Source organism: Ignavibacteriales bacterium, assembly GCA_016709155.1.
In the GTDB taxonomy this organism is placed as follows: Bacteria; Bacteroidota; Ignavibacteria; order Ignavibacteriales; family Ignavibacteriaceae; genus JADJEI01.
Window position 1 is genome coordinate 230,772 of the sequence record JADJEI010000013.1, and the last position, 17,511, is coordinate 248,282.

General features: G+C 35.9%; 17 protein-coding genes and 3 pseudogenes. 17 read left to right on the forward strand and 3 right to left on the reverse strand.

Annotated elements, in window-relative coordinates; all coding sequences use genetic code 11:
• Window positions 1-82: 82 nt before the first annotated feature.
• Window positions 83-400, forward strand: a complete 318-nt coding sequence (locus IPH11_14145; protein MBK6914725.1) for a hypothetical protein — start codon at window positions 83-85, stop codon at window positions 398-400.
• A 60-nt stretch (window positions 401-460) separates the two neighbouring features.
• Here IPH11_14145 and IPH11_14150 read toward each other — a convergent pair whose 3' ends face one another.
• The 3 genes from IPH11_14150 to IPH11_14160 form a co-directional block, all read right to left on the reverse strand.
• Complete coding sequence (locus tag IPH11_14150) at window positions 461-1,072, reverse strand: hypothetical protein (GenBank protein MBK6914726.1); 612 nt, start codon at window positions 1,070-1,072, stop codon at window positions 461-463.
• A 44-nt stretch (window positions 1,073-1,116) separates the two neighbouring features.
• Window positions 1,117-1,758: a right-handed parallel beta-helix repeat-containing protein gene (locus IPH11_14155; GenBank protein ID MBK6914727.1), complete on the reverse strand. Its 642-nt coding sequence runs from the start codon at window positions 1,756-1,758 to the stop codon at window positions 1,117-1,119.
• Between the two features lie 298 nt (window positions 1,759-2,056).
• Entirely contained in the window at window positions 2,057-2,362 is a 306-nt protein-coding gene (locus tag IPH11_14160; GenBank protein MBK6914728.1) for a hypothetical protein, read from the reverse strand.
• A 197-nt stretch (window positions 2,363-2,559) separates the two neighbouring features.
• Between IPH11_14160 and IPH11_14165 the strand changes: the two are divergent.
• The 16 genes and pseudogenes from IPH11_14165 (at window position 2,560) to rfaE2 (ending at window position 17,508) form a co-directional block, all read left to right on the forward strand.
• Window positions 2,560-3,611, forward strand: a pseudogene (locus tag IPH11_14165) (branched-chain amino acid aminotransferase).
• A 227-nt stretch (window positions 3,612-3,838) separates the two neighbouring features.
• The gene (gene lexA, locus IPH11_14170) at window positions 3,839-4,471 is read left to right on the forward strand and encodes a transcriptional repressor LexA (protein ID MBK6914729.1); all 633 of its coding nucleotides are present in this window, start codon (window positions 3,839-3,841) and stop codon (window positions 4,469-4,471) included.
• Window positions 4,472-4,483: 12 nt separating this feature from the next.
• Window positions 4,484-4,723 carry a hypothetical protein gene (locus tag IPH11_14175; protein ID MBK6914730.1) on the forward strand — a complete coding sequence of 80 codons (240 nt, stop codon included), beginning with the start codon at window positions 4,484-4,486 and terminating at the stop codon, window positions 4,721-4,723.
• A gap of 6 nt (window positions 4,724-4,729) precedes the next feature.
• On the forward strand, window positions 4,730-5,155 hold the full coding sequence (locus IPH11_14180) for a hypothetical protein (protein MBK6914731.1): 426 nt from the start codon (window positions 4,730-4,732) through the stop codon (window positions 5,153-5,155).
• A 165-nt stretch (window positions 5,156-5,320) separates the two neighbouring features.
• A complete protein-coding gene (locus IPH11_14185) occupies window positions 5,321-6,142 on the forward strand; it encodes an isoprenyl transferase (GenBank protein MBK6914732.1) in 822 nt (273 codons plus the stop codon).
• Window positions 6,111-8,605: pseudogene (gene bamA / locus IPH11_14190) on the forward strand (outer membrane protein assembly factor BamA). Before IPH11_14185 ends, bamA begins: the two are co-directional and overlap by 32 nt.
• 36 nt (window positions 8,606-8,641) lie before the next feature.
• Window positions 8,642-9,169, forward strand: a complete 528-nt coding sequence (locus tag IPH11_14195) for an OmpH family outer membrane protein (GenBank protein MBK6914733.1) — start codon at window positions 8,642-8,644, stop codon at window positions 9,167-9,169.
• Between the two features lie 59 nt (window positions 9,170-9,228).
• Window positions 9,229-9,747, forward strand: a complete 519-nt coding sequence (locus tag IPH11_14200) for an OmpH family outer membrane protein (protein ID MBK6914734.1) — start codon at window positions 9,229-9,231, stop codon at window positions 9,745-9,747.
• 2 nt (window positions 9,748-9,749) lie between these two features.
• Window positions 9,750-10,796 (forward strand): UDP-3-O-(3-hydroxymyristoyl)glucosamine N-acyltransferase, encoded by a 1,047-nt coding sequence (lpxD, locus tag IPH11_14205; GenBank protein MBK6914735.1) that lies wholly within the window; start codon window positions 9,750-9,752, stop codon window positions 10,794-10,796.
• Window positions 10,797-10,987: 191 nt separating this feature from the next.
• The gene (locus IPH11_14210; GenBank protein ID MBK6914736.1) at window positions 10,988-12,406 is read left to right on the forward strand and encodes a bifunctional UDP-3-O-[3-hydroxymyristoyl] N-acetylglucosamine deacetylase/3-hydroxyacyl-ACP dehydratase; all 1,419 of its coding nucleotides are present in this window, start codon (window positions 10,988-10,990) and stop codon (window positions 12,404-12,406) included.
• A 3-nt stretch (window positions 12,407-12,409) separates the two neighbouring features.
• Window positions 12,410-13,186 (forward strand): acyl-ACP--UDP-N-acetylglucosamine O-acyltransferase, encoded by a 777-nt coding sequence (lpxA, locus tag IPH11_14215; GenBank protein ID MBK6914737.1) that lies wholly within the window; start codon window positions 12,410-12,412, stop codon window positions 13,184-13,186.
• Entirely contained in the window at window positions 13,183-13,935 is a 753-nt protein-coding gene (locus tag IPH11_14220; GenBank protein ID MBK6914738.1) for a hypothetical protein, read from the forward strand. Before lpxA ends, IPH11_14220 begins: the two co-directional genes overlap by 4 nt.
• A gap of 17 nt (window positions 13,936-13,952) precedes the next feature.
• Window positions 13,953-14,768, forward strand: coding sequence for a 3-methyl-2-oxobutanoate hydroxymethyltransferase (panB, locus tag IPH11_14225; protein MBK6914739.1), 816 nt, complete (start codon window positions 13,953-13,955; stop codon window positions 14,766-14,768).
• Between the two features lie 37 nt (window positions 14,769-14,805).
• A complete protein-coding gene (locus IPH11_14230) occupies window positions 14,806-15,921 on the forward strand; it encodes a hypothetical protein (protein MBK6914740.1) in 1,116 nt (371 codons plus the stop codon).
• Between the two features lie 114 nt (window positions 15,922-16,035).
• A pseudogene (gene rfaE1 / locus IPH11_14235) lies at window positions 16,036-17,035 on the forward strand (D-glycero-beta-D-manno-heptose-7-phosphate kinase).
• Window positions 17,035-17,508 (forward strand): D-glycero-beta-D-manno-heptose 1-phosphate adenylyltransferase, encoded by a 474-nt coding sequence (gene rfaE2, locus IPH11_14240; protein ID MBK6914741.1) that lies wholly within the window; start codon window positions 17,035-17,037, stop codon window positions 17,506-17,508. The pseudogene rfaE1 and the gene rfaE2 overlap by 1 nt, the downstream one beginning before the upstream one ends.
• Window positions 17,509-17,511 lie beyond the last annotated feature (3 nt).

Genomic DNA, 17,511 nt, shown 5'->3' on the forward strand with positions numbered 1-17,511 from the left:
TCAAGTTAATACGAGTTTTAAATAAATCAAATAAAATTTTGGCGGGAAGAATGATTAATTGTTTAATTGCTGAATTGTTAAATTGTTTAGGGAAAAAATTTTTGCGAATGAGACTGACGCAAGTGTGATCAAGCATGAAACAGGTGTGGTGAAGACTGACGCAAGTCAGGTGAAGCTTGACGCAGGTGTGGTCAAGCATGACGCAGGTCAGGTGAAGCTTGACGCAGGTGTGGTCAAGCATGACGCAAGTCAGGTGAAGCTTGACGCAGGTGTGGTGAAGATTGACGCAAGTTCGGTCAAGCTTGACGACGGAATGGTTGGGCATGATTTAAGCGTGGTTGAGTCCAACGGAAAAGGCGTGCAGTCCAACCAAGCTTTGGTAGAGTTAGAAAAGTATTAAAATGAGCGAAAAACGAACCTCCGATGGCATTGACATCTGAGGTTTCTGAGAATGGATATTTTATTTCAGAAGTATCATCTTACCCATATCTGAAAAAACGGGAATGTCTCCTTCCCCCCTTACCATTATCTGGTAGATGTATATGCCTGTGGCTATGTCGCTGTAATATGGTCCCATCGGGGCTTCAAAACTGTTTGCTCTTTCTCTTTCTTCTGTGTTGGGCTGAAATACTACTTCATAATAACCTTTATTCTGCCACTGATTGACAAGGACTTTTACTAGTTCGCCTTTTATATCATACACGTAGAGCTTTACATATCCCGGTTCTTTTAACCTGTATGGAATTATTGTTGAGGGGTTAAACGGGTTTGGATAATTACTCAACAATCTAAATCCATCATCGCCAATGGGGGGATGTTCTGTCATTCCTGTTATTGTCACTGTCACTTCTTCACTTGGTTCTGATTGATTATTCTGATTATCAAATGCTGTAACTAAATAATAGTATTTTTTTTCTTTGTTAGTGATTGGGAGATTATCATAAAATAAAGTGTCGCTTGTTATTCCAACTATCCGGGTAGTGTCATAGATAAAATTAGTTACTGTGTCGCGGTAGATTCTATAATGTGAAAAATCTGCTTCAGTGTTTTTATTCCAGGTTAATTTTATCAATCCATCTTCAACAACAGCGCTTAAGTTATGCGGAGGACGTGGTGCTAAATCATTATACGTGTAACTCCAACCGTAAGGACCGCCATAGAGACCAATGTCACTTCTGCTTCCATCCTGTCAAGTATGTTGGGATCTCCGGCATCAATCAGGGGAGAATATTTTTGTAAGTGAAAATCAAGATCGCCCTTTGTTGAGTCGTCATTTATTACCATTGGGTCAACTTCAAGGTTTGTGCTGTCTGGTGTGAAACCAATATAATTAACATCGTTATTCCAAGAATTATTGTATTGAATTAATATGTTATAATCACTGAATATTTCAACACCAATGTCTGAATTTGTAATAACATTGTTTTTCAAAACTGATTGATCTCCTGTTGAGATTGCTGAAAAACGATAGGGTCCAATTATATAGTTATTATTTGCCTGAAGGTTTTGTACACCTGCATTACGAATACCATGACCAATATCATCACTTTTCGATATTACAACATTATTAAAAACGCTTGCTGAGTCGGAATCAACCAATACTATTCCAGAACTAGCTATATCATAGACTATTACAGTATTGTTTGATATTATCGGTCTCGATCCAAATGATTTAAATATTCCCATTCCTTTTAAAAATAAAGTTAGAATCAATTTCCGGATAATATAAGCTTGTGAAACCACCGGAATAAATACCATATCCCCCATCCTCATAGGTAAGTGTTGAAACATAATTATTACTAACGGAAGGACTTGAATTAAAAATATTAATGCCAATGCCAGCATCAACACAAATATTCTTATAGACTGTTAAATCAGTAATCCCGGTAATTGTTTTACTAAGTGCAATCGCAGTAGAGGCAAACCTAACTTTGTTGAGTGTTACTATACAGTTTTTGTCTCCTGTGCCAGCAATTCCCTATCCCGATACCAGGTACTAAATTTTCATTAGCAAGTACAGTAAAACCTTTCAGTAAGCAGTTATCTTCAAAAACAACTATATCATTCCACTCAAAGATAAAATTAAAGCATCAATCACACAGCTATCCATACCTGCACCAATAAGCGACAATCCGGGAATCATAACTACCTGCTCTTTGTAAGTGCCATTGGCAACGTAAACCGTATCGCCAAATGTGGAGATGTTAATGCACTCCATAATACTGTCGGCGGCGGTTTCCCAGGTTGTGTAGGGTGGGGTGCTGCTGCCAGTGGGACTGACGTACCTAACGGTACTAATTAACAATGAAGAATTAAGAATTAAGAATGAAAGCAGGAGAGGAAGGAATATTTTTGGTTTCATAGTAAAGCCCGGGATTTTTGTTTTTAATTTAAGGAAGTTATAAGAGAAAAGACAGGTGGGAGATGAAATAGATTCTGCCTCAGTTCTTTGTCGTTGTCAGTTTTTAATGGTGAATAGTTTAGCTTTATCATTTTTAAGTGTGAAGAAATTTCCGTAAAATTGAACCAAAGATTTAATCAAAAAATTCAGGCAGCATAATGGAAAAAATAAAATATCAGATTCGGGAAAGAGTCGGTAAAGTAGTCATTCCTGAAAACTTAGGGTTTGGAAAATATTTTACTGATCATATGTTCGAAATGGATTATGATCCTGTAAAAGGCTGGCATAACGCAGTTATAAAACCTGTTAATGATTTATCATTTCATCCCTCCTCTATGTTTATGCATTACGGTCAGGCTGTTTTTGAAGGATTGAAAGCCTTTAAGACCGTTAATGACGAAGTAGTGATATTTCGACCCGAAGCTCATATTGAAAGACTAAATAATTCTTCACGTCGTGTCTGCATCCCTGATGTTGATGCTAATTTTATTCTTGAGGCAATGAAAGAATTAGTCTTAATTGAAAAGATTGGATTCCAATAAAGCAAGGTGAAGCACTTTATATCAGACCATTTATTTTAGGTTCTGATCCGGTGCTTGGTGTTAAGCCTTCCTCAAACTTCAAGCTGATAATATTACTTTCTCCAGTTGGTGCTTATTATCCCGAAGGATTTAAACCCGTAAAAATTCTTGTTCAGGATGAGTACGTTCGTGGAGTTCGCAAGGGATTGGGCGAATGTAAAACTCCTGCTAATTATGCAGCAAGTTTGCTTGCCGCCGAAGAAGCAAGAAAAAAAGGTTTTACTCAAGTTTTGTGGCTTGATGGAATTGAACAAAAAAATATTGAAGAAGTAGGCACAATGAATATTTTTATCCGCTTTAAGGATGAAGTAGTAACTCCAAAACTTACCGGCAGTATTCTTCCCGGTGTAACACGAAGATCGGTAATTCAAATCTTAAAAGATTGGGGAATGACTATCAACGAGCGGTTAGTTTCAATTGATGAAGTTATTGATAAGTATAAAAGCGGAAATCTACTTGGAGTTTTCGGCACCGGCACAGCCGCAATTATTACTTCAGTTGGCTGGCTTACTTATAAAGATTTTACAATGACAATAAATAATGGTCAACCCGGTGAACTCGCAGTAAAACTATTTAATGAACTTACTTCTTTACATTATGGATTAAAACCTGACACACATCATCATTGACTTATGTAGAAAAAAAGGAAGTTGTAGTTTCATAAGCTTTATTTTATAACCTTTCTATGAATAGGATGAACTAGTTAAAAAAAATTAGTTCATCCTTTTTTTTGCTTTTTTCTGAAATCTAAAAAAAATAAAAACTTTACCCACCTCATAATTTTTAAAATTCTCAAAATTTCTCTTGACAAGTGCTTTTATGTTCACTATGTTTGTAGTGAACAAAGGAACACTTTATGAAATATAAATTAACAGACCGCCAGCAGCAGATTTTAAGTTTCATCGAACAATACCGGGATGAAGTAGGCTATCCTCCAACGCTTCGTGAAATTGGGAAAAAATTTGACATCTCCTCAACCTTTGGAGTTAAAAGGCATTTAGACGCTCTTGTAAAAAAAGGCTATTTGAATATAGAAAGCAATGCGAGCAGAGGGATAACAATTCTTCAGAATAACGATAACTATTTGAGAAGAACAAATACATTTACTCAAGTACCAATTGTCGGAAGAGTAGCAGCCGGAACACCAATTAACGCAGTAGAAAACCATGAAGGATCAATTGTTATTGATCCCCAATTCATAAAAAAATCTGAAGATTGTTTCGCTTTAAAAGTGCGAGGAGATAGTATGATAAATGCCGGCATTTTTGAAGATGATCTTTTGATTGTTTCACCAAATGAAGAAACAATCAACGGTGATATTGTTGTGGCAATGCTTGATGATGAGGTTACTGTTAAAAAACTTGAAAGAAAAAATTCGACGATAAGACTAATGCCCGAAAATGATAATTATAAACCAATTGAAGTAAGCAGCAAGAAAAATTTTTCAATTGTTGGAAAAGTCTTAGGTGTCTTTCGCTGGATAAACTAAAAGGAATTAAAAATGAAATCTGAAATATTTTCAAACGCAATTAAAAGAAGAACTTCATTACAATTTTTATACGGTTTAAATGAAATTGTGATAGACCCTTACTTTATTAGCACAGATAAACTTGGCAATAAAGTTATCTACGGCAGAATGGAAAAGTCCAGCGAAGTAAAAAGATTTGAATATAAAATGATAGCTAATATTAAGATCTTAAATAAAAAAAGATTTTCACCAATAATTCCAATAATATCATGATGCCATATGAACTTAACACAGAAAAAAAATATTGATTTATTAATTGACCATTTCTGGAAACAAGGGTATTTAACTATCAGCCGAAAATTTGGGACTTATCTTCCGGAACCGACAAAAATCGGGGGACATGAAGTTGATATAATTGCAAAGTACAAAAATGATTATGCAATTGGAATCATCCTAAGTGAAGATGATCTTGAATCATATTCATTATCGGATAAACTGACTTTCCTCGCTTCGCGTCAAACCAGGTGGACAAATAAAAAGGTAGTTCTGTTTGTTGGTGTACCATTTCAACTTTATGGGAAAGCAAAATCAATTATTCAAAGCCTTAATGAGGAAGTGAAAAAAAATATCCGATTGATTCAAATTATTGACCCTTCAATAAATCAGAAAGTTATTAGAAAAAAGCAAAGAACTCTTTTTTCCTAAAATTATTACCCTCAGATTATTAAATCCTGCAAATATCTCATTGCTTCGTACCCGGAGCAGCGGTGATTTTCTTCGTGCATTCATATATTTTAGTTATTTTAGTTACCTTGACATTAAAGTGCTATAAATTTATTTTTGGGCGCTCTTTTGGAAACAGGAAATAAATTGGCTAAAAAACAAACTGAATCAGATAAAAATACTCAATCAAAACTCAAGTCATCAGGTGAAATTCCTAAACACATTGCCATAATTATGGATGGCAATGGAAGGTGGGCAAAGAAACGTGGTCTGCCGCGTGCCGCCGGTCATAAAAGAGGTGTTGATACCGTTAGAAATATTGTTGAAACTTGCACACAGCTTGGAGTTAAATATCTTACTCTTTATACTTTTTCAACCGAAAACTGGAAAAGACCGCAAGAGGAAGTTTCAGTTTTGATGAGGTTACTGCTTCGAAGTTTGAAAGATAGAACAAGCGAACTTCATGAAAATGATATTAAACTTACAACAATTGGCGATATTTCGGCTCTGCCGGTTGAAGTTCAGAATCAATTATTAGAAGATATTGAGAAAACAAAAAACAATAAAAAAATGGTTCTGAATCTTGCGTTGAGCTACAGCGGAAGATGGGAAATTTTACGAGCTATAAATAATATTTCAGAGGAACTTAAAGAAGGAAAAATAAATGCTGGTGAGATTGACGAAAGAATATTTTCCAATCACCTCACCACATGCAACATGCCCGATCCGGATCTGGTTATTAGAACAAGTGGAGAATTTAGAGTAAGTAATTTTTTGCTATGGCAAATTGCTTATTCGGAATTTTACATTACCGATGTGTACTGGCCTGAATTTAACAGAGAACATCTTTATGATGCTATTAGAAATTTTCAGAAACGTGAAAGAAGATTCGGTAAAGTTAGTGAACAATTAAAAAAGAATGATAAAGGCGTAAAGAATGTCTCTGATTCCCCTAAAGAAATTGCTTAATCTATTTTTATTCATATTCATATTTAGTAGTCTTTTATTCGCTCAGGTAAATCCCCGAAGTTATAAAATACTTGGTATTGCGGTTGAGGGAAGTATATCCGCTGATGCCGCTACAATTATTGTAAACAGCGGACTTAAAGTTGGTGATGAAATACAAATACCCGGTGATCAAACTTTAAATGCAATTCGTCAGATCTGGTCGCTTAATATTTTTTCGGACATTCAAATTCAAATTGAAAAAGAAGTCTCTGAAGGAGTTTTTCTATTAATTAAAGTTCAGGAATATCCTCGTATTGAACGAACTGTATTTGAAGGAAATGATGAGCTTAGTGAGAAAGATATTGAGCAAAGAATTCCCTTCATTCGCGGGCAAATTTTAAAACCTCAGGATGTTGCGAATCTGAAACAACGATTGCTGCAGGATTATAAAAAAGAAGGATTGCTAAATGCTAAAATCAATCCAAAATATTATTCGTTTTTCGCCGCAGATTCTTTAGACGACGAAATCGAAGTTACCTGGCGAAATACGATTGATCTTTCCGATGAATATAAATTATCCTACGAGCCTAATGATCCTTATTATTCTAATCTTTTAACAAAAATAAAAGATAGAATTTTACTCAAATTGGAAATTACAGAGGTGGAGGCAACAACTGTCCGCGAAATAGATTTTAACGGTAATGTTTCACTTGAAGATGATGATTTGAAATCTGCGATGGATGAAACTTCAGAATCAGTTTGGTGGAAATTTTGGAGCAGTGCCGAGTTCAACCCCGACGATTACGAAAAAGATAAAGAAGCTATCATAAATTATTACAGAAGAAATGGCTATCGTGATGCTGACATTATTAGCGACTCAATTCAATATTACAACAATAACGAAGATATGCGGATTGTAATTAATGTATTCGAAGGGACACAATACAAAATAAGAAATATCAATTGGGTTGGTAATACGGTTTACACTGCAAATCAGTTGAGCGAAAGATTAGATTTTAAAAAAGGTGACATTTACGATTATGCGAGATTCGAACAAAACTTGAAAGGAAATGAAAAGCAGAGCGACATCTATGCAATGTATCTGGATAATGGATATCTAACATTCAATCTTACTACTACCGAAACGAAGATCCCGCAAGATTCAATTGATGTTACAATAAGGTTGGAAGAAAGAAATCAATTTCGAATTGGAAACGTAAACATTGCCGGAAATGACAAAACAAAAGACAAAGTTATCCGTCGCGAACTTTATACGGTGCCGGGAGATTATTTTAATCGCGGCTTTCTTTTCCGCAGTATTCAACAGCTTGCAAACCTTCAATACTTTAATGTTGAAAAACTTTATGGACCTTCGGGAATCTCTACAAAACTAAGCAGCGACAGCACAGTAGATGTCGGATTCAATGTTGAAGAAAAGTCCAGTGATTACCTGAATGCTTCCGTTGGTTACAGCGGCAGTTTCGGCTTCAGCGGTGCGATGGGAATAACCCTTACCAATTTTTCTATTGCCGAACCATTCTCATTGGGGGGTGGACAAATATTAAGCTTCAACTGGCAGTTTGGTGTCGGTTCAATTTATAGAACATTTACTGTCGGATTCACCGAGCCCTGGTTATTTGATACCCCAACCTTAGCAGGTTTTGAGGTTTTCGATACACGTCAGCAATATATTTATGATTTAAGACAGTCCGGCGGAACTTTGCGTTTGGGAAGAAGATTGAAATGGCCTGATGACTTTTTTTATCTCTGCTTGGGTTTAAATATCAATACAATAATGTTATTGAAGGACAGAATTTTTATGCAGAAGGCGTGACAAATCAATTTACCGTTGGAGCAACTTTGAGCAGAAAGAATATTGATAATCCGATCTTCCCCTCCTTCGGTTCAAATTTTTCTTTAGATGGTGAAATTTCCGGAGGTCCATTCTTACCTGGTGACGTTGATTATCTAAAAATTAGTTTTACTGCTGAGTGGTATAGAAAATTATTCAATTCAAACAGGTTAGTTCTTTACACAGTTGCTGACCTCGGTTACATTGACGAGATAGTTAAAGGCACGCAGATCCAACCATTCGAATTTTACTACATGGGCGGCAATGGATTAGTAATTGCTACATCCCCCTTGCGCGGCTACGATGATCGAACTGTCGGACCGAGAAATGCAAACGGTGATGTTATTGGAGGAAGGGTGATGACACGATTTACAACCGAATTTAGATTTGCAGTTGCTCTCGAACCGATTCCGCTTTATTTATTAGTTTTTGCTGAAGCTGGAAATGTGTTTGAAAATTTTGACAAAACAGATATTTTCAACTTACGTCGTTCAGTTGGTATCGGTGCAAGAATTTTTATTAATCCCTTAGGATTAATTGGTTTTGATCTTGGATATGGATTTGACAGGCAGCTTACAGATAGTAAAGACCCTGCATGGTTATTCCATTTTCAGTTTGGCAAAGGATTTTAGTTAATTATTTAATATTAAATTATAAAAGGAAAAAAAGTGAAAAACTTTCTGATCACAATTGTGTTATTGATTCTTCAAACAACAATTATTTTTGCTCAAGCGCCTCAAAAGACAGGCTATGTTGATTCTCAAATAATTCTTACTCAATTTCCTGAAGCTATAAAAGCTCAAGGAGACCTTGATGCTATTACCAATTTATGGAGTGCACAGCGCGACTCTATGCAAGTTGCTCTTCAACAAGGTTATGCTGATTATCAAAAACAAGCCGAAACAATGGCCCCTGATAAAAAAGCAGCAGCCGAACAAAATCTTATTAAAATGGAGCAGGACTTGCGACAGTTCTCACAGGTTAAATTTGGACAAGGAACAGGCGAAATTTATTTAAAGCAGGAAGAAATCTTCAACCCTGTAAAAGCAAAAATTTATAAAGCGATTGAAGATGTTGCTAAAGAAGAAGGAATGCAATTTGTTTTCGATAAAAGCGGTGATATAATTCTTTTATATGCTGATTCCGCTTTCGATATAACTTTTAAAGTGCTTGATAAACTAAAGCGCGGCTTGTAAATAATACGCAGTGCAAATTTTAGGTTAAATATTTTTGTGACGAAATTTTTGAGGAAACGATGAAAAAAATCTCTTTGCTTATTACTTGTGCATTTCTTTTTTTTGCTGGATCATCAATTGCACAGTTAAAAATTGGTTATGTTGATTCGGATACAATTATGGAGAACCTTCCTGATGCCCAGGATGCAAATCAGAAGCTGGATGCTTTGGTTAAGGAGTGGCAAACAGAACTTTCCAAACTCGAGCAGGAATGGAAAACCAAGTATGATGATTACGATAAGAGAAAATTAATAATGACGGATCAAACCCGTGCCGAAACTGAGCAGGAACTTGTTAAACTTGAGAAGCAGGTGGGTGAATTCCGCGAAAAGAAATTCGGGAATAATGGTGAACTTTTTCAGAAGCAGGATGAAATAATGAAACCTGTCCAGAATAAAGTATTTAATGCTATCACCGATATTGCTAAAGAAGAAGAGCTTGATTTTGTTTTCGATCGCAGCGGCGATGTACTTCTGCTTTATGCTAAAGAAGAGTATGATATTACTGCAAAAGTTTTAGAGAGATTAAAGCTCGAATAAAAATGAAAATTAAAATAAGGGATATTGCCTCCTTAATTGGAGGCAGCATTTTCGGTGATGATAAACTTGAAATACGGCGACTTTCAAAAATTGAAGAAGCATCTGACGGCGGTTTAACTTTTCTTTACTTGCCCGCATATGAAAAGTATTTTACTTCTACAAAAGCTTCCGCTATAATTGTTAAACCTGGATTCAATAAAACCAGAGATAATATAACTTATATCGAATGTGCCGATCCGAATAAAGCATTCGCAAAAATTTTAATTCACTACTTCACTCCGGATTTCCCGCTTGCGGGCATTGATTCTACAGCCTTTATTCATCCCTTAGCCAAAATAGGCTGCAACGTTGCGATTGGTAAAAATGTTGTCATCTCTGCTGATTGTAGAATAGGAGATAACACAAAAATCTTTCACAATTCAGTATTACTTGAAAAGGTCTCCATCGGCAGTGACTCTGTTATTTTTCAAAATGTCAGCATCAGAGAAGAATGCAAATTAGGAAACAGAGTAATTATTCATGCAGGTGCAGTTATAGGATCTGATGGCTTTGGATATGTTACGGACGAAAAAGGTGTTTATAACAAAATTCCTCAAATTGGAAATGTAATTTTGGAAGATGATGTGGAAATTGGTGCGAATGTTACAATTGATCGCGCAGCACTTGGCTCAACAATTTTAAAACGAGGGGTTAAGATAGATAACCTTGTTCAAATAGCTCATAATGTTGTAGTTGGAGAAGATACTGTAATGTCGGCTCAAACTGGAATCTCTGGAAGTGCCAAAATTGGGAAGCATTGCATTTTTGCCGGGCAGGTGGGGGTTGTTGGTCATATTGAAATTGGTGATAATGTAATCGTAATTGCTCAGTCCGGCGTATCAAAATCAATTAGTAAACCCGGTATGTACTTCGGAAGCCCGACAAAAGAGTTCGGCCATGCAAAACGAATAGAGGCACATCTTCGAAATCTTCCGGAGTACGTGGAGAAAATAAAAATGCTGGAAAAAGAGATTTCTATTCTCAAAGAAAAAATCGATAGTGAAAAATAGCCTCTAAATAGATATTTTTTTTCACCGAGTTATTGCATTTTACTTTCGATAGATATTTTTGATTTCACAAAATCATTTTTACAAAATGTGACCCAAGATATTTGAATGTCGCTTTAATTGTATTTCAATATCTATCTTACTATTTTTTTAAATACATTAAGAATATAAAATCAAAACTTTCAGGAAACTAAATGCTTGAGCTACAAAGAACTATTTCGCAATCAATGACTATTTCAGGGGTGGGGTTACACACAGGAACGTTTTGCACAATGACTTTCAAACCTGCACCCGAAAATTATGGAATCAGATTTATTCGCCTGGATCTGGGCGGAAGACCAGAAATTTCAGCTACGGCTGATAATGTAGTTGATGTTTCCCGCGGAACAACTCTTGGAATTGGTGAAGCGAAAGTTTATACTGTTGAGCATGTTTTGGCTGCTATTGTAGGTCTTCAAATTGATAATATAATTATTGAACTAGATGGGATCGAACCTCCTATTGGTGATGGCAGCGCGATGCCTTATGTAGAGCCATTATTAAAAGCCGGCTTTCAGCAGCAGGAAGCACCAAAAGATTATTTGATAATTGATCAAACGGTAATGTACCACAACGAAGAAAAACAAATTGATATAGTTGCACTTCCACTTGATAGTTATCGCGTAACCGTAATGGTCGATTATCAGAATCCGGCTTTGGGAAGTCAGCACACCGGTATGTTCGATCTTGAAAAAGAATTTGTAAATGATTTTGCACCGGCAAGAACTTTTTGTTTCCTAAGTGAGATAGAACAATTAGTCAATGCTGGTTTAATTAAGGGTGGTGATATAGACAATGCAATCGTAATTGTTGATCGAAATCCTTCTCAGCCGGAACTTGATACTCTTAGCGAAAAACTTGGAATACAAAATAAGCTAACGCTTGGCGAAAATGGAATATTAAATAATGTCAAAGTCAGATTTAAAAATGAACCCGTGCGGCACAAGCTTCTCGATTTGCTTGGCGACCTTGCTCTAATCGGCGCACCAATCAAAGCTCAAATACTTGCGGCAAGACCCGGTCATAGAGCCAATGTCGAATTTGCAAAGATGGTTCGAAAACTATATCAGCAGAAGAAACTAGTTAAAAAATATCAGTTTGTTAAAACTGAAGGCGTTGTCTTCGATATAAATGCAATTCAACGAATACTTCCTCATCGTTATCCCTTTTTACTTGTTGATAAGATTATTCACCTCGAACTTGATAAGAAAGTGATCGGAGTTAAATCTGTTACTGTTAACGAACCCTTTTTTGTGGGGCATTTTCCGGGTCAGCCAATTATGCCCGGAGTACTGATCATCGAAGCTATGGCTCAAACGGGAGGGGTGCTGCTTCTCAATGCGTTTATTAATCCAGCAGAAAAATTAGTTTATTTTATGCAGATAAATAATGCTAAATTCAGAAAGCCGGTTGTGCCGGGCGACCAATTGGTTCTGGAAATAGAATTGACAAGCAAGAAAAGCAAAGTTGTGATGATGAGCGGGAAAGCTTTCGTAAATGAAACTTTGGTAGCCGAAGCTGATTTTATGGCGGGTGTTGTTGATAGAGAACAATCAATGAAGGATCAGAATTAGTTTATGAATCAAATTCACCCCACCTCTATAGTTAGTCTAAAAGCAAAACTTGGTGATAGAATTATCATTCACCCTTACACCATAATCGAAGATGATGTCGAAATAGGCGACGATTGCGAAGTCGGTCCTTTTGCCGTGCTTTATAACGGAGCAAGAATTGGTAACAGAGTTAAGATAAAACAATCAGCCTCGATAGCAAATGCGCCTCAGGATATCGGTTACAAAAATGAACCCACAAATTTTTATGTCGGAGATGATAGTATTATTCACGAGTTTGTTGCATTACATAGAGGGACTAAATCAACAGGCAAGTCTGAGGTTGGTAAAAATTGTTACTTGATGGCTTACTCCCACGTTGCTCATGACTGCATTGTCGGAGATAATGTAATACTTGCTAATGGAGTGCAGCTTGCCGGTCATGTGCATATTGAAAATTATGTGACTATTGGTGGATTAACCCCAGTTCATCAGTTTTGCACTGTTGGTCAACATTCCATGATTGGCGGCGGTTTTAGAATTACACAGGATCTGCCTCCGTACATTCTTGCCGCAGGCTACCCGTTAAAGTTTTCGGGATTAAATGTTATCGGTTTAAGAAGAAGAGGCTTTTCAAACGAAGATATTTTCGCATTAAAAAAAGCTTATGGATATATTTATGATAATTCGTTAAATGTCTCCCAGGCAAAAACTAAAATTGAAAATGAGATGATAGAAAATAAATTTGTCAAAAATGTTATTGAATTTATAAATAATAGTAAGCGTGGTTTGATAGGAAAATGAAATGGAAGCATATTGACACTGGTTTGAATACCGGTTTTTTTAACATGAATTTTGATTTACAAATTGCCAAATCATTACCGGAAGATACAGCCGTTTTAAGAACTTACAGATGGCAGCCTTTTTGTATCTCATTAGGCGCTAATCAAAAAAAAGATTCTATAGATATTTACTCAGCCAATAAAGACAATATTGATATTGTTAACAGACCGACCGGGGGCAGAGCAATTCTGCATTCTGAAGAATTGACCTACTCAGTCATACTACCAATTAATTCAAATTCGTCAGCAAAAAATATTTATCATGAGATAAACATTGCACTTAAAAAAGGACTGACTTTTTTTAACCCAAAACTTGAAGCTATTCAACTTGAGAGTGTGCAAGCAGATTTTCAATCCTTGTATAAAGAAACAAAAGGGATAATCTGCTTTGCAGTACCGGCAAAGAGCGAATTAAAATACAATGGAAGAAAAGTAGTTGGGAGTGCGCAGCGAAAATTAGATAACACCATCCTGCAGCATGGTTCTATTTTATGCGGCGATTATCATCTCAATATTGTGAATTACATGAAAATATCTGATGCAGAAAAAATAAAATTAAAAAATGAAATTGAAAACTCTACAACCACACTTGGTCAAATTTTAAGCAATAACGTTGATTACGAAATTCTTTCAGAATCAATTTTAAAAGGCTTTGAAAAATATTTTGATTGTGCGTTTGACAAACAAGCCCAATTTGAATTTACACTATAACTTCAGGCATAACTAAAATGAGTACCGAACAGGAAATCAAACGGATCACAACAAAAAGTCTTGCTTTGCTAAAAAAGAAAAAGATAAAAATCACTGCTTTAACCGCTTATGATTTTATCACTGCAAAACTTTTAGACAATGCCGGAATAGATATTATACTTGTTGGAGATTCGCTCAGCAATGTATTTCAAGGTAATGAAACCACCCTTCCGGTTACGATGGACGAAATGATCTACCATACAAAATCAGTGGCAAAGGGAGTAAACAGAGCAATGGTTGTGGTTGATATGCCTTTTATGTCGTATCAACTAAGTATTGATGAAGGCTTCAGAAACGCCGGAAGAATAATGAAAGAAACATCGGCGAGCGCTGTAAAACTTGAAGGGGGTGAGAGAGTCGCCGAAACAATCAAAAAAATTACCGAAGCCGGTATTCCGGTTATGGGACATGTTGGATTAACTCCGCAAAGCATCCATCAATTCGGAAGTTATCGGGAACGCGGCAGGTCTAAAGCCGAAGCAGATGAAATATTAAACGATGCAAAGACAATTGAACAGGCTGGCGCTTTTTGTATTGTGATAGAAAAAATTCCTGCTTCACTTGCGAAAAAAATTTCGGCTTCAGTTGTTGTTCCAACGATAGGAATTGGAGCCGGTGTTTATTGTGACGGACAAATTTTGGTAACACCGGACATGCTCGGGTTGAATATGGATTTTCATCCAAGATTTGTGAGACATTATTCAAACCTTGCTGATACAATGACAGAAGCTTTTAAAAAATATATTGAAGACATAAGGGATAAAAAATTTCCGTGCCCAGACGAAAGCTATTAAACTGCAATACACTTTAAAATCCAACCTGAACTAATCAATGAGCAGCTTTAAAAAAATAGTGATCCGCGCATCTCTATTTCTCTTTTGTAGCTTAGTTTCCTTCGCTCAATCGAATACTCAAATCTTTCTTGAAGGCGCTTCAGTTAACGGTATCGAACGATTCGGCGACGAACTTTGGATTTCAACCTATGGACAGGGAATTTATAAATACTCCTATAAAAATTTAGTTTGGGAAAATTATTCAACTAAGAATAATAATCTTGAGAATGATTTATTTTATTGTATTGCGGTAAGCAAAGAATTTGTTTGGGCTGGCAGTGCTGAAGGATTATTCATTTTTAATAAAAAGAAAAACAAATGGACAAAGAAAAAATTTTCACAGGGAGGGGAGTTCGGAAATTGGATCAGGGCATTAGAATTTGATAACGATAAAAATTTACTTTGGATTGGCAGATTCAGAAACATCTCATTTTATGATGTTAAAAAGCAAACCTACACCGATATAGATCGTACTCAGGGAACCGATTTGAAATCTAATACCATAAAAGCAATCTATCTCGATGGTGATAGTTTAATTTGGTTTGGGTCAGAATCAGGCATACATAAATATTATAAAAAAAAGAGTGCGCCTGACCCTAAATCATGGTACTACTTAACAAACAAAGGCAGATATTTTAATGGTGAGGGTAAATCAGTATCAGTCTCTGATTTTCTATTCGAAGGTGGGAACATCTGGTTTGCAACTGATGAGTTTGTAACAAAAGAAGACCCGGAATTTAATCTTGGAGGTCTTTTCAAATTCAATAGAAAACTTGATTGGAAAAAATATTATAAAGGTAATGGGCTTGCTGGTAATGGAATTTATTGTATCGAAAGATCCGGGAATTATATCTGGGCAGGGGTTTATAGTTTTGATAGGAATCAGCGAAAGGAATATGGAAAAGGAATTACCATTATTAATAGATTAAATGGGAAAATTGAAACGATAGAGTTGAATGAACTCAATATCACTTCTTCTGTTGTCCACGCAATGTATTTTGATGGTAATGCAATCTGGCTGGGCACGGATGACGGGTTAGCTAAAATAAATTTGCGAAATCCGCTTGCCGACTGGACTTTAAAAAAAGAAATTAAAAAAAAGAAAAGTAAATAGTACAATCGTTGGGCTAAGCCATCATTTATTCAATGATTCTTAGGACCAACCTCTTCATAAGTGGATAAATAATAACTATTTTAAATTATTCAATTAAATTATTATGGATTACAAATGAATGATGTTGCTTTTAAGCGAATAAAATATTTAGAGAAAAAATTTTCTGGTAAAAATATTATTGTAGTTGGCGATATGATGCTTGACTGCTATTTCCGGGGCGATGTTAAAAGAATTTCTCCCGAAGCTCCCGTACCTGTGATCGAAATAGAAAATGAATTTTTCAGGTTTGGCGGCGCGGCAAATGTAGCATTAAATATCTCCAAGCTTGGCGGCAATGCTCTCCCGGTTGGAGTTATCGGTAATGATAACGATGGAAAAATATTTAAAAATTTAATCAAACAGTCAGGAATTTCTGATGATGGGATTTTCCCTGACCCGAACAGACCAACAACCACTAAAACAAGAGTGATAGCTCAAGGGCAGCACGTGGTTAGAATTGATAAAGAAACAAAAGTCAATATCAATGATAAGATTGAGGCAAAAATTCTGAGGTTCATTTCATCAAAAATTAGCTGGACTGATGGAATAATTCTGGAAGATTATAATAAGGGGGTGCTAACTGCGGGATTGATTAAGGCGATAATCGCATTAGCGAAAAAGAACAGTATAATGATTACGGTTGATCCAAAGTTTAATAATTTTTACGAATATAAAAATGTAAGAGTTTTCAAACCTAATCGAAAAGAAGCTGAAGATGTACTTGGAATGAAAATTAGTTCCGACAAAGAAATTGGATTCGCAGGAAAAGAAATTCAAAAAAAACTTGGTGCAGATTATGTGCTCCTGACTCTTGGAGAGGGGGGTATAGCTATTTTTGGAAAAAAATAAACCGGAGAGAAGATTACCAACAAAAGCAAGAGTGGTGGCTGATGTTTCTGGAGCTGGAGATACAGTTATCTCAACTCTAACTATGGCACTCGCCGCAGGTGCTGATATTTATGAAGCATGCTACCTTGCCAATTTTGCAGGAGGCTTGGTTTGTGAGGAGGTGGGTATTGTCCCAATTGAACATAAAAAATTATTTGGTGCTGTATATGGAGAGGTAAAAAAATAATGATAGTTACGTTAGAACAGATAATTGACATTAGAAATAAATTAAGGTCCGAAAATAAAAAAGTTGTTTTCACGAATGGATGTTTTGACATATTACACGCCGGTCATATTGATTATCTTTCTAAATCTAAAAAATTAGGAGACATCCTTATTGTTGGAGTAAACAGTGATTCTTCAATCAAAAGAATTAAAGGCGATAAGCGTCCTATAATGAATGAAGTTGACAGAGCTTTTATTTTATCAAACCTTAAACCCGTAGATTACGTTATCCTATTTGATGAAAATACTCCTGCTGAAATTATAGATCAGATTATCCCGGATATACTTGTTAAAGGTGCTGATTGGGAGGTCGCAAAAATTATTGGCAGAGAAGTAGTTGAAAAAAACGGGGGTGAAGTTAAAACAATTACTTTCGTTAATGATGTTTCTACTTCCAAAATAATTGATAAAATTCTGAAGAGATACACTCATTAAATG